General features: G+C 60.4%; 13 protein-coding genes and 1 tRNA gene. 8 read left to right on the plus strand and 6 right to left on the minus strand.

Features of this window, described 5'->3' with window-relative positions; all coding sequences use genetic code 11:
• Positions 1-58: 58 nt before the first annotated feature.
• The gene (gene cmk, locus J5274_RS01220) at positions 59-691 is read right to left on the minus strand and encodes a (d)CMP kinase (protein WP_142831536.1); all 633 of its coding nucleotides are present in this window, start codon (positions 689-691) and stop codon (positions 59-61) included.
• A 26-nt stretch (positions 692-717) separates the two neighbouring features.
• The gene (locus tag J5274_RS01225) at positions 718-1,362 is read right to left on the minus strand and encodes an FMN-binding negative transcriptional regulator (RefSeq protein ID WP_142831537.1); all 645 of its coding nucleotides are present in this window, start codon (positions 1,360-1,362) and stop codon (positions 718-720) included.
• Positions 1,363-1,669: 307 nt separating this feature from the next.
• Between J5274_RS01225 and J5274_RS01230 the strand changes: the two genes are divergently transcribed.
• Both J5274_RS01230 and J5274_RS01235 read left to right on the plus strand, forming a co-directional pair.
• Positions 1,670-2,059, plus strand: a complete 390-nt coding sequence (locus J5274_RS01230; RefSeq protein ID WP_142831538.1) for a TIGR02300 family protein — start codon at positions 1,670-1,672, stop codon at positions 2,057-2,059.
• A gap of 147 nt (positions 2,060-2,206) precedes the next feature.
• Positions 2,207-2,282: transfer RNA gene (locus J5274_RS01235), tRNA-Ala, on the plus strand.
• 88 nt (positions 2,283-2,370) lie between these two features.
• On the opposite strand, the gene J5274_RS01240 is transcribed toward J5274_RS01235, so the two are convergent.
• The gene (locus J5274_RS01240) at positions 2,371-2,850 is read right to left on the minus strand and encodes a MarR family winged helix-turn-helix transcriptional regulator (protein WP_142831567.1); all 480 of its coding nucleotides are present in this window, start codon (positions 2,848-2,850) and stop codon (positions 2,371-2,373) included.
• A gap of 236 nt (positions 2,851-3,086) precedes the next feature.
• Here J5274_RS01240 and J5274_RS01245 point away from each other — a divergent pair, with 236 nt between their 5' ends.
• Complete coding sequence (locus tag J5274_RS01245; RefSeq protein WP_142831539.1) at positions 3,087-4,049, plus strand: zinc-binding alcohol dehydrogenase family protein; 963 nt, start codon at positions 3,087-3,089, stop codon at positions 4,047-4,049.
• Between the two features lie 78 nt (positions 4,050-4,127).
• Complete coding sequence (locus J5274_RS01250; RefSeq protein WP_209182139.1) at positions 4,128-4,541, plus strand: cupin domain-containing protein; 414 nt, start codon at positions 4,128-4,130, stop codon at positions 4,539-4,541.
• A gap of 299 nt (positions 4,542-4,840) precedes the next feature.
• Here J5274_RS01250 and J5274_RS29255 read toward each other — a convergent pair whose 3' ends face one another.
• The 3 genes from J5274_RS29255 to J5274_RS01265 all read right to left on the minus strand — a co-directional run bounded on the left by J5274_RS29255 (position 4,841) and on the right by J5274_RS01265 (position 8,942).
• Complete coding sequence (locus J5274_RS29255; protein ID WP_219274731.1) at positions 4,841-6,517, minus strand: flagellin; 1,677 nt, start codon at positions 6,515-6,517, stop codon at positions 4,841-4,843.
• Positions 6,518-6,688: 171 nt separating this feature from the next.
• The gene (locus tag J5274_RS01260) at positions 6,689-8,095 is read right to left on the minus strand and encodes a glycosyltransferase family 39 protein (protein ID WP_142831568.1); all 1,407 of its coding nucleotides are present in this window, start codon (positions 8,093-8,095) and stop codon (positions 6,689-6,691) included.
• Positions 8,096-8,357: 262 nt separating this feature from the next.
• Positions 8,358-8,942 carry a dual specificity protein phosphatase family protein gene (locus J5274_RS01265; protein ID WP_142831542.1) on the minus strand — a complete coding sequence of 195 codons (585 nt, stop codon included), beginning with the start codon at positions 8,940-8,942 and terminating at the stop codon, positions 8,358-8,360.
• A 256-nt stretch (positions 8,943-9,198) separates the two neighbouring features.
• Between J5274_RS01265 and J5274_RS01270 the strand changes: the two genes are divergently transcribed.
• The 4 genes from J5274_RS01270 to J5274_RS01285 all read left to right on the plus strand — a co-directional run bounded on the left by J5274_RS01270 (position 9,199) and on the right by J5274_RS01285 (position 11,762).
• Positions 9,199-9,414, plus strand: a complete 216-nt coding sequence (locus J5274_RS01270; protein ID WP_142831543.1) for a hypothetical protein — start codon at positions 9,199-9,201, stop codon at positions 9,412-9,414.
• A gap of 272 nt (positions 9,415-9,686) precedes the next feature.
• Positions 9,687-10,094: a hypothetical protein gene (locus J5274_RS01275; protein WP_142831544.1), complete on the plus strand. Its 408-nt coding sequence runs from the start codon at positions 9,687-9,689 to the stop codon at positions 10,092-10,094.
• Positions 10,095-10,191: 97 nt separating this feature from the next.
• A complete protein-coding gene (locus J5274_RS01280; RefSeq protein ID WP_142831545.1) occupies positions 10,192-10,911 on the plus strand; it encodes a YoaK family protein in 720 nt (239 codons plus the stop codon).
• Positions 10,912-10,970: 59 nt separating this feature from the next.
• Positions 10,971-11,762 carry a YdcF family protein gene (locus J5274_RS01285; protein WP_142831546.1) on the plus strand — a complete coding sequence of 264 codons (792 nt, stop codon included), beginning with the start codon at positions 10,971-10,973 and terminating at the stop codon, positions 11,760-11,762.
• The last annotated feature ends 11 nt before the right edge of the window (positions 11,763-11,773 follow it).

Raw genomic sequence — 11,773 nt, forward strand, 5'->3', positions numbered from 1 at the left:
CCCAGGCTTTGCTTGATGCAAAAGCGCCCCGTGGCAACCACGTGACGCCGACTTTAATTCAGGCATGTCGGTTCAGGGCAGCATCGATGATGGTTTTAGCCGCCTGAAACGCCGCCTCTATACTCATTTCCGACGTATCAAGCAAGTGCGCGTCTGCAGCGGGACGCAAAGGGCTGTCGGCCCTTCCCATGTCGCGCTCGTCGCGGCGCTTCACGTCCTCGAAAATCGCCTCGTAATCCGCTGTGACGCCATTCGCGACGATCTCGTCAAACCGCCGACGGGCGCGGATGTCGGCCGATGCCGTCACGTAGAATTTCACCGGCGCGTCCGGACAGACGACGGTACCGATATCGCGGCCGTCAATCACGGTGCCCGGCAACATCCGCGAAAACTGCCGCTGCGCTTCCACCAGCGCCCGGCGCACCGTCGGCATGACGGCAACCTTCGAGGCCGCCTCGCCGATCTCGTGGCGCGACAGGACCGACCGGTCGAGCGCGTTGAGGTCGAGCCCTGCCGCCACGGCTGCGGCCACCGCCTCGTCGTCCAGAGGCTGGCCGGCATCGAGCAACGCCTTCGCCGTCGCGCGGTAGGTCAGGCCCGTGTCGAGATGGTGGAAGCCATAGGTCTCGGCAATCCGGCGCGACAGCGTTCCCTTGCCGGCAGCGGCCGGCCCGTCGATGGCGATGATCATGCCTTGCTCCTGCTGTCTAAGATTGCTCACGGCTTGCCGCGTTCGTTTACCATGGCGGCCATGGCCTCCGCGTCGTTCGCAACGTCCGGCTCGGCCATCAACCCTTGCGCGACGCCATTGCGGTCGGCTTCAGAACGGTTCTGGCTGACTTTCCACTTGCCGTCGATCTCGGCGATATCGATCTCGATGCCGACGATGCCCTTGATCTGGGACGCAATATAAGTGTCGGGCGCATCGCCGACCGCCCAGGGCTCTGCACGCGGTCCTTCCTGGTCGCGGGTCAATGCCTCGACCTGGGCGCGGATCCAGGCGCCATCCTCTATGACCCGTGCCGGACCGCGCACCTGCACGATGGCGTAATTCCAGGTCGGCACGACCTTGCCGGTTTCCAGCTTGGTGCGGTACCAGGACGGGGTGATGTAGGCATGCGGCCCCTGGAAGACGACCAGCACCGGTGCGCCGTCACGGATCTCCCGCCACTGGCCGTTGGCGCGCGCCACATGCGCCTGCAGCCGGCCCTTGCTCCCAAAGGACGGATCGAGATGAAACGGTATGGGATTGGCAACCGGACCATCGGCGCCCGAGGAGATCAGCAACCCGAGCGGATGGGCGCGGATCAGCCCGTGCTGGATATCGATGCGGTCTTCCCGGAAATGCGGCGGCTGGTACATGGCAACCCTTGGCGAAGTGTGTATCCGGCCGTGCGGGACGACGCGGCAAACGTGGCGCGATTTATCACGGTTTGGCCGTTGCCGACCAGTCATCAACCAAGGTTTTATGAAGGATCGCGACCGCTCGATAAGAGCAAATTTCAAGCCTTTGCGGGCATTCCGATGAGCCCGGAAAGGCCTTTGGCGAAGTTAGGCTTTGACAGAAACGGCCATAACGACTATGGGGACCGGCTAATAATTTCCCTATGAAACGCCGGCTTGCACGGCACTGCCGAATATCTCTTCGGCCATTCACGAGGCTATGACAGTGGCGAAAGCGGAACTTGGAACGAAGCGGACCGACCCGGACTCCGGCAAGAAATTCTACGACCTGAACCGGGACCCAGTGGTTTCTCCCTACAGTGGCAAGTCTTGGCCCCTGTCCTTCTTCGAGGAAACCGCAGCTGCCGTGAAGGAAGTTCCGGAAGAGGAAGAGGTCGCGGAAGTCGACGTTGAAAACCCAGAAGTCGAACTGGTTTCGCTGGAAGAAGCCGACGAAGCCGCGGCTGGCGACGACATCCCGGATATCGGTGACGACGACGTCGAGATCGACGGCGACGACGATGACGACGACACATTCCTGGCGCCCGACGAAGACGACGATGACGACGATATGAGCGACATCATCGGCGTTACGGGCGATGACGACGAGGTCTGATCGACCCGCTCCGGCCCGCGCAAAGAAAAGTGCGCGGGCCCTGATTTTTCGGCTTGCTATCTGAATTTACCAGACGTAATAAGCCGCCACCCCAACGAGCGAAGCGCTCCACGGGGACCCAGGCCGGCCAGACCGGACCATTTCGATGGGGCTATAGCTCAGCTGGGAGAGCGCTTGCATGGCATGCAAGAGGTCAGCGGTTCGATCCCGCTTAGCTCCACCAAATTTTCCCAAGAACAAATCATTCACAACATCGCAATTTCATCATTCCGCCAACCGCGATCATCGCAGGCGGACCGGATCTCGCCTGATCAATCCTCGAATTCGGCATTCATCGCATCTGCCAGTTGTCGCATCAGGCGTACGAGATTGGCGACGTCCTCTTCTGCCCATGTGCTGAAGATTGCCCGGCCAATTTTCTCCCGGGCCAGGTCGACTTGGTCGGTCATTGCCTTGCCGGCAGCGGTGATCGTGGCTTGTCTCGATCGGCGGTCGGAAGGGTTCTCCTTGCGGTCGGCCAGCCCGAGGCTCTCAAGCTTGGCAACCTGGCGACTGACGGTGGTGTAGTCCCGTCCTACCCGGTCGGCCAATTCGATGACACCTATGGGTCCCAGCCTCTCGATCATGACGAGCAGTGGGAAAAGAGCGCGATCAAGCGAGATTCCTGCCTTTTTGACCATGGCCTCGTCCCGCTGAGGACGGTTCATCACGCTGACAATATCGAGCAGCGCGCCGTGGAGTTCGCGGAGAACTTTTCCATTAAGTGTATTATGCACGTTTTTATTTGACATCGTAGCAATCCCTCTGATACATGCATAATACACGCAATTGAGTGCCGATGACAAATCGTTTTGCCGCCTGCGCTAAACAGGGTTCACCAATGCGCGCTATCTCGTGGGAAAATGACCCGGCGTCTTCAGCGACGCCGAAATCGGGAAGCCCCCCGGGCGCCGCACTCGGCGTTGGGCCGCGGCCCTCAGTGCTTATCCGGCCGAGATAGCCCCGGCACAATCAAAGGACAAAATCTATGAAAGCCGCGATCGTTACAGCTTCCGGGCAACCGCCCATCCTGACAGACATTCCGGAACCCGTTGCCTCCGCAGGCGAAGTCCGCGTCAAAGTCACTGCCTCGGCCGTCAGCCAGGTTACCAAGAGCCGGGCATCCGGGCATCACTACAGTGCTGTCGGCCAGTTTCCCTTCGGCGTGGGCATTGACGGTGTGGGGACTTTGGATGACGGGCAACGTGTCTATTTCGTGCTGCCGCGTCCCCCTGTCGGCGCGATGGCTGATGTGGCCGTCATTGCCGCCAATCAATGCATCCCGCTTGCCGATGATCTTGATGACTTGACCGCTGCAGCAATCGCCAATCCGGGCATGTCGTCATGGGCGGCCTACAGCGAACGCGCAAGATTGCAACCCGGCGAAACGGTGCTGGTCAACGGCGCAGCCGGGACATCCGGGCGGCTGGCGATCCAGATCGCCAAGCATCTCGGCGCCCGAAAGGTCATCGCCACAGGCCGTGGAAACAAGGACAGCCTGCGCGAACTGGAAGCGCTCGGTGCCGATGTCATCATTCCACTCAGCGGTGATCAGGAAGCATTAAAGGAGAGCCTGAGACAGGAGCTTCGCTCCGGCGTGGACGTCGTTATCGACTACCTCTGGGGGAAGAGCGCGGAAGCGATTCTGTCTACAAAGGCGGAAACCAGCCCGGCGCCAATGCGGTTTGTCCAGGTCGGTTCAATCGCGGGTTCGGATATCGATCTTTCCGCATCGATCCTGCGGTCGTCCGCAATCGACCTGATGGGCAGCGGGATCGGCAGCGTGCCCCCCAAGCGCTTCCTGCACGTCCTCGGCGAAGTCTTGAAAGCAGCGGCTGGAGGCAGGTTCCAGGTCGCGTTCAAGCCCGTTCCCTTCTCTGAATTCGACGAGGCATATCCGCTGGACGAAAGCACTTGCCGCACGGTATTTACGATGTCCGGCTCCGGCTGAAGTGTAGCTCGCCGGTTGGATTGAAAAGATCAGAGGCCCATCGGCACCCAGAACTTAAACACTAGGGAGCGACGTCGAATGAATGCTTTGTCTAAGCCCACATGCCGCGTTGTCCGACCGGAAACCACCTATGCCGGCAAGCAGGGATTGGAGTATTTTGAAGGGATTGCCGCCGAGACGGTCGGCTCGACCCGGATCTGCATGCATCTGCTGACTATTCCGGCGGGCGGACGGGCCAAGGCACATCTGCACGCCGAGCACGAGACGGCGATCTACGCACTTTCCGGCGAGACGCAGTGCTGGTTTGGCGAACAGTTGGAACAGCATGTTGTGGTGCGACAGGGCGAGATGTTTTACATCCCCGCAGGCGTCCCGCATCTGCCCGCCAATCTGAGCGATACGGCAGCGACGGTTGTCATAGCCCGAACCGATCCGAATGAGAAAGAAAGCGTCGTCCTGCTGCCGCATCTTGAGGACCTTGTCCCGCGCTAGGCGATCCAGACATGGTGCTCGACTTGGCCGGCATGAGCTCACTCGGAGCAGAACAAAGAAGAGGCTGACGAATCCGGGGGGTGTCGTCAGCCTCGAGCGAAGAGATACGGCTCTTGCGCTTTTTTTCGCCTGTGTGGGGCAGAGGCGAGACACTCGAATGCCATGCTAAAATGAGCCGAAGCTGACGAATGAGCATTTCGCGCGCTGGTTGGCGCCCGATAGCCGGCATATGGCTTCACGTTTGCTTGATCCTGCATATTCGCGGAATGGGCTGTTCTGCCGCGTCGGCTGTATGTGCATCAGCCGCGGAAAAGCGACAGCAGTCTCTGCGGTGCCTGATTGGCTATGGACAGCGACTGCACGGCCAACTGCTGCTGGGTTTGCTGTGCCGCCAGTTTGGATGATTCGGTTTCCATATCCGCATCGACAAGCCGACCAACGCCCCGGTCGATACTGTCCATCAATGAGTTTGCGAAATCGGACTGGACGCCGATCGACGATTGCAGCGAACCGAGCAGTGCAGCGGCGGCCGTCACCCTGTTCTGCATCGCATCGAGGCCGCTGATATAATAGTCGACATCGGCCCCGGCGGTGGTGATGTCGATATCGGTGAAATTGAAGTCGATTGCACCGGCGGTGTGCTTCTGTGGCGCAGACACAGTCATGCCGACACCGGCCGTCGGATACCGGGCCTTGTCGCCTGACAGCGTCACCGACCCGCCGCTCGCGGTTGCCAGAAGTCCCTTCTGCTGGCCGGCAGCACCAAGCACAGCCGCCATGTCGTCTGCCGTAGAAACGATCCCGTTGGCAGACGTGCCGAGCGCTGCATCGACGGTGGCGCGGTCGACGCTGATGGTCTGCTGCGAACTGCCGTCTATTGCGAAACTGAAAGAGAACGACTGGCCTTCCGGAACTGCAAAGCGACTTCCGAAACTGAAATCGACCTGCGGATAAACATTTTGCACAGACGCCGTTGGCGCACTCTCCAGGCCCAGGCCCGACCCTCCACTGAGAGTGGATACCAGATTGCTGGTGGACACGCTGGAGCCCGCAAGGCCCGTTGCATGCCGTGTGGCGATTTCAAAGCTCGTGGTTCCGCCCCCAGAGGAGGCCGGTGCGCCGGCCAGCTGGAATGCCTTGTTGAGCACCGCCGCCATGTCCTGTCCGGTCGCGATCTTGCCGTTTGCCACAGCGCCAAGGGCAGCCGTGACGACACTTCTATCGATCGTGATCGAGTAGCTGTTGCCGGCAGACGCGTCGCTGGCATCGAGCGTGAGGTCGAAGGAAACGGCATCGCTGGCGCCGAATGTTTGCGCGCCGGTGAAATTGAAGTCCTGATGGCCGGCCACCGCGCCGATGCTGCCGCCGGAAAAGCTGCCAAGGGTGGCAAGGCCCAGCGCGTCGCTGTCGCTTTGCAGCAACCCGCCGCCACCTGTGTTGAAGAGGATGGTCTTCGTCATGTCGATGTCGCTATCGCTGATGGACACCGTGCCGTCGGCGGAACGAACGAAGGCTGCCGGAACCGATGTCGTTACCGAATTGGTGGTTTTAAGGTTTGCCGCCTGGCTATAGCTCAGCATGTTGACGCCGTTGAAGCTGGCGCTGGTGGCGACGCTTGCGACCTGCTGCTTCAACTGATCGAGTTCATCCTGGACTTTGCTCTTGTCAACGCTGCCTTCCTTGGCCGTCACGAGCTTTGCCTTGAATGCGGAAAGCGTATCGAGCACCGACGTCATCCCGGCATAGGCAGTGTCGACGGTGGCAGATGCCACGCCGAGCGCATCGGCCACGGCAGACGTCGCACCCCGGTCCGAACGCATGGTGGTGGCAACGGACCAATAGGTGGCATTGTCGGATGCGGAAGCGACTTTCAAACCGGAGGAGACACGCTTCTCCGTTGAGGTCAGCTGTTGCGTAACGCTCCCCAGCGTCCGCAAAGCCGCCATCGCAGACAGGTTCGTCTTGATCGACGACATACAACCCCCAGGTATCGAACCGAAAAATCAATAGTTTTAGAAAAAGGGAGCATCATGCAGCCATAAGATGCAGAATCGCCAATTTGTGTTAACTTCCAATGAAGTACGGGGAAACTGGATGATATAGCCGATGCGACTGCCACCCGAGGGCACATCGCCCCTTTTGTCGGCCTACAGGCCGCCACCGGTGGCCAGACAGGACGCATCCAGCCTGTAGGCATAGATCGTCTTGCCGCGATAGTTGCCCGTCTGCGGTTGCCAGGTCGCCGCCGGCGCCTGGGGTCCGGTCGGACAAGCGTTCGGATGAGTGGATACGAAGAGCACGGAACCGTGCAGGGACTTCGGCACCGGGAACTTCTGATCGTAATAACTCTGCGGCGCATCAGGGTCGCCGCTGGCGTAGATGCTATATCCCCGCGCCCGCAACGTATAGAACATGTCGGCAAGAATATCCCTGTCGTCGCTGACGATATCCCTTAGTCCAAGCGTTCGGGCGAGTGCGGCAGCATCGTTGCTGACCTTGCTGCGGCCGAGATAGCGATCCAGCACAATAGAAGCACCGCTCTCGCTGACGGGTATGGCAAACACTGGCGCCGTTGCCACCAGGCAGGATACCGTCCCGTTCAGCAGCAACGACCATTTGAGGCCCTGCGGCCAGACGCGCCGCAGGGTCCAGACGGCGAGCAGCGTGCCGGCGACATAGGCCGTGGCCGCCCAGTTGGCATAGGCCTTGGCAAGGGTCGCCTGCAGGGAGATCAGTGCTATGATCGGCAGGGACAGCCAGACCAGCATCTGCTCGCGCCACTCGCCTCCCCGCCTCAGCACCCGGTAGCCGGCGATGAGGATCGCCGCAAACACGATCGGTCCAACCACGCCGAACTGGGCACCGAAAAATTCCAGCCCGCCCGACAGGTGCGGATTGAGCCGTCCCCAGTGGGCAATATTCTCGGTATGCTTGACGGTGACCATCCGGTTTTCGAGGTTCCACCAGATGTTTGGCAGGCAGCCGGCACTGGCCACAGCCACAGCGATCCAGGCGTCGCGCCACGCGATGCGCGCCTTTGGGACGCACGCAATTGCGATCAGGCCACCCGGCAACAGAAACAGGATCGCGTATTTCGACAGGAAGGCGCCTGCAACGGCAAGGCCAAGCGCAACGGCAATCGTCACGGATCGCCTGCCGGTCAGCACCACGTAGGCCGCAAGAGCGACCGCGAGGAAAAACAGCAGCGGCACATCCGTCGAGAAGAACACCGACGACAGCGCCACACCCGGCAGTGTGATGTAGGTGACGCCGGCCCAGACAGCGATCTCCCTGTCGAACAGCCGCAATGCGACCTGCATCAGCGCCAGCCCGGTTGCGAGATGCAGCAGCGGCCCGCAGATCCTGATCCAGAAGATGCTACTCGAGCCGGAAATCTCCAACATCGCTCTGAGGATCCAGGCGATCATCGGCGGCTTCGAATAATAGCCGAAGTCGAGGCTCTGCGACCACAGCCAGTACTGTGCCTCGTCGACGAATAGATCCGTCGTATCGAATGAAAGGGTCACGATCCGCCACAAGGTAAGTGCGACCATGACAAGAAGGGCGGAATAGACCGATAAAGACGGAATCGAGAACGGCGCTGCGTGCGCTACGGTCCAATCCGCCGGTAGAGCAACGTCATTCCCGGCGGCACGATCGACCGTCCGGTCGGCATAGTCAGAAGGCACGCCACGACCGGTCGCCAACCGGAGAATGTGAGAAAACATAGAGTAAACCGCTGGAGATTGCTGCTGCCGACCTTATTAGCAATCCAATGTTACAACCAGACGGCAAAACGTCCAGCAGCATGTGAATTCAGCCGCCTTCCCTGACGTCCAGATGATGCTCGAGATCCTTCCAGCTGCGGTCCATGGCGAAGCTGGCTGACAGATATGGAACGCCGATATGTCCGAACAGCACGGACAACTGCCATTCCGCAACATCCTCGGGAACACCCGCGACCTCGTAGCTGTAGATCAGCGAAAACAGGCCGGTTCTGTCGGCGCCGGACATGCAATGCACCAGGATCGGCCTTGAGGCTGTCTTCATGATGTCGATCAGGGCAACGGCCTTGTCCACTCTCAGGATTTTCGTCGCCGACATGCCGAAATCGATATGCTGCACCCCGAGACGCCGGGCGACGGCCGTCTCCTCCCGGTACCATGGCTGGTCGTTGCTACCGCGAAGATTGACGATCGTCTTTATGCCGTACTGGTGAACATAGCTCTCAAGTTGCGCACCCGAGGGCTGCGCGGAGCGGTACAACTGGCCGGGGATCACCGTATGGAAATTTCCCGTTGCCTGCAGCAAGGCGAGATGTCCGCCGAAAAACAGGAGACCAACTAGAAAACAGGCGACCGCATGGCGCATTATTTTACGAATACGTCCGAGAATTGCCATTCTTTCCCCGATGCTATTCTTTTACTGCACCTTTCCGCAGCCTAGCCGTCGAATCCAACAAGAGATTAAAGATAATACGAAGCTTTTATGTCATTGCTGCGCCTGCATGCTTGACTGTCGTCTACGGCACCTCGGCTAAACTGCGACATGAATAATCCATGCTCATGCCGCACGGATCGGTTATCGATAGGTCTGCGGGTCGGGCCGGGGCATCCATGACCGAATCGCTATCAACAACCTCACGGAGGACCGACTGATGACGCCTGCCCGCTTCAACGAGTGTCTGCTGCATATCCGCTGGACACCCATCAACCTGGCAAGTGCCCTGCAATGCGACCTGTCCTGGGTCGAAGCGCTGGAGGTTGGCGCCGTCGAGGTACCCGCGGCTCTCGGAGAATGGCTCGAGACGCTCGCCCGCTGCCATGAGGCAAACGAAACACCGAAAGCCTTTCGCGGTCGCGGCCAGGATTGACGTCTGCAGGTATCCTGACGCGGAAACAGCAAAACCGTTAAACGGCTGAAACTAATTTAGCGCGATGGTCGTATCCCTATAGGCCTTTGGTCGGGCCCGAGGCCGTCGCCTGCACACCGCAAGGTCGAAGGTGGCGGCCTCACTTTACAGCTAAACCCCTCAAGGCAAACTCCGCATCACGCGCCTTCGTCCGGCTCAAGGGAGAGAGGCGCATACCGTCGATGGCTTTCCGGTTGCATATGCATTACGCATGGTCTTTCGAGGGGGAAATCATGAAGCTCTTTGCCGCAACGCTGTTGTTCTCGACCGTGCTGACGCTGCCGGTCGGCGCGCAGTCTTCCATCTCGACCGACCGCGGCCAGCTCATCGAGAGCTACCGGGCCTTTATCAGCGCCGTCGACATCATCAATTCGAACGGTGACCGCCTCTCCGAGCCGTGGCAGATTATCCGCCAGGATCGGGCCAATTATCACCACTTTCATCTGATGGACGCGGACGACGAAACCGATACCTTTTTCGCCAGCCCCGCCAATCGCCAGCTCATGGAGGCGATGCTGGCCGATGGCGAGATCGAAGGCGACGCGGCCGAACGGATCATTGCCGGCGATGTCCATATCAAGGTCGATATCTACGGCCATGGCACAACGGGCAAACGCATAGACGTGCACGTCGAGGACTGACCGGCGATCCCCAGTTCTCAGCGCCGCGTCCGCAATTTCTTCTGGCCTCCCAACCATGGCCGGAATAGCATGCACCATCCGTAGCCGCAGAAACGCCATGACCCTCTATCGACGCCGCCTGATCAAGATACGCCGGAAGACGACGGGCCTTGCGCTCGTCGGCCTGATTTCCTTCATCGCCGGTATGACGGATGCCGTCGGCCTTGTGCTGAGCGGCGACTTCGTCTCGTTCATGACCGGCAATACAACCAGGGCGGCCATCGCTCTAGGCAATGGCCAAACCCGGCATGGTCTCGTGCTTCTGGCGGCAATCCTGATTTTCGTCGGCGGTAACGCGCTCGGCGTCGTGCTCGCCCATGCCGCCAGCCGGCCGGCCTTCGTCGTTCTCGGGTGGGTCAGCGTCCTCTTGTCGCTCGCCTCCACCTTCGCATCCCCGTCCAACGTCGTGACGCAATTCTATCTCGTGGTGCTGGCGATGGGCATGATCAATGCGACGGTCGAACATGTCGAGGGGCTGCCGATCGGCCTGACCTATGTCACCGGTGCGCTGTCGCGTTTCGGTCGCGGCATCGGCCGCCTGATGGTCGGCGACAGGGATTTCGCGTGGACGATACAGATCGTCCCCTGGATCGGAATGCTGGCCGGCGCCGTCGTCGGCGCGTTGCTGGTGCATCAATTTGCAGCCAAGGCCCTGTTGTTCGTGGCTGTCATGGCGCTTATCGCCGCCTTTGTGACACTCATCATCCCTCCTGCCCTGCAGCACCGCTATCGGCAGCGCGTCGCCCGCCAGGCCCTGGCTGCGGGACGGGCGCCCTAACAGGGCTTTTTCACACAGTAAAATCTGTTAGGAAGGCGCGTCGCTGCCGGAGTGCCTGCATGTTCGTGATTTCCAAACTCGTCTGGATCCTGTGCCAGCCTCTGTCGCTCGCCTTCTTTTTCGGCCTCTTGGCGCTGCTTGCAGCACTCCTCCGGCGCCATCGACTGGGCATCGTCTCCTCCGCGCTGTCGGTATCGATCCTTTTCGTCACGCTCTTCACCTCGGCCGGCTCGGTACTGATCGAGACCCTTGAAGACCGCTTCCCCCGCCCCGTCGCCGATCCCGCCACACTCGAATGCATGATCGTCCTCGGCGGCGGATTTGCTACCGAGGTCACCACCGGTCGAGGCGGCTACGATCTCAATGCAGCCGGCGATCGATTCGTCGAGGCGCTCCGGTTGGCGATGAAATATCCCCGCTCGCGCGTTCTGATCTCCGGCGGCGACGGCACCATCACCGGCCATCTCGAAGGCGATGCGATCATAGGCGAGCGGATGTTTACAGCCTTCGGCATCGACAAAGCCCGCCTCATCGAGGACCGCAGCTCGCGGACAACCTACGAAAACGCCGTCAACACCAGGGCGCTGCTGGCCAGCAACGGTCTCAGCAATTGCCTGCTGATCACCTCCGGCTTCCACATGCCGCGCGCAATGGGGATTTTCCGCAAACTCGACATCCCGGTCGTCCCCTGGCCGGTGGACTATCGCTCGGGCGGCAAAGACACACTGGGGCTCGACGCAACCCAGCCATCGCTTAACAGCGAGCTCCTCGGCATTGCCGGACGCGAGTGGATCGGCCTTGCCGGCTACTATCTCACAGGCCGTACCTCCGCCCTCTATCCGGCGCCCTGAGCGCGGAGGTA

This window comes from Rhizobium sp. L51/94, from assembly GCF_019355555.1.
Taxonomy (GTDB): Bacteria; Pseudomonadota; Alphaproteobacteria; order Rhizobiales; family Rhizobiaceae; genus Rhizobium; species Rhizobium rhododendri.

Bases quoted from the DNA above. Each gene is read 5' to 3' on its own strand.
- cmk (WP_142831536.1), bottom strand. From the start codon at position 691: ATGATCATCGCCATCGACGGGCCGGCCGCTGCCGGCAAGGGAACGCTG.
- J5274_RS01225 (WP_142831537.1), bottom strand. From the start codon at position 1,362: ATGTACCAGCCGCCGCATTTCCGGGAAGACCGCATCGATATCCAGCAC.
- J5274_RS01240 (WP_142831567.1), bottom strand. From the start codon at position 2,850: ATGTCAAATAAAAACGTGCATAATACACTTAATGGAAAAGTTCTCCGC.
- J5274_RS01245 (WP_142831539.1), top strand. From the start codon at position 3,087: ATGAAAGCCGCGATCGTTACAGCTTCCGGGCAACCGCCCATCCTGACA.
- J5274_RS01250 (WP_209182139.1), top strand. From the start codon at position 4,128: ATGAATGCTTTGTCTAAGCCCACATGCCGCGTTGTCCGACCGGAAACC.
- J5274_RS29255 (WP_219274731.1), bottom strand. From the start codon at position 6,517: ATGTCGTCGATCAAGACGAACCTGTCTGCGATGGCGGCTTTGCGGACG.
- J5274_RS01260 (WP_142831568.1), bottom strand. From the start codon at position 8,095: ATGGTCGCACTTACCTTGTGGCGGATCGTGACCCTTTCATTCGATACG.
- J5274_RS01265 (WP_142831542.1), bottom strand. From the start codon at position 8,942: ATGGCAATTCTCGGACGTATTCGTAAAATAATGCGCCATGCGGTCGCC.
- J5274_RS01270 (WP_142831543.1), top strand. From the start codon at position 9,199: ATGACGCCTGCCCGCTTCAACGAGTGTCTGCTGCATATCCGCTGGACA.
- J5274_RS01275 (WP_142831544.1), top strand. From the start codon at position 9,687: ATGAAGCTCTTTGCCGCAACGCTGTTGTTCTCGACCGTGCTGACGCTG.
- J5274_RS01280 (WP_142831545.1), top strand. From the start codon at position 10,192: ATGACCCTCTATCGACGCCGCCTGATCAAGATACGCCGGAAGACGACG.
- J5274_RS01285 (WP_142831546.1), top strand. From the start codon at position 10,971: ATGTTCGTGATTTCCAAACTCGTCTGGATCCTGTGCCAGCCTCTGTCG.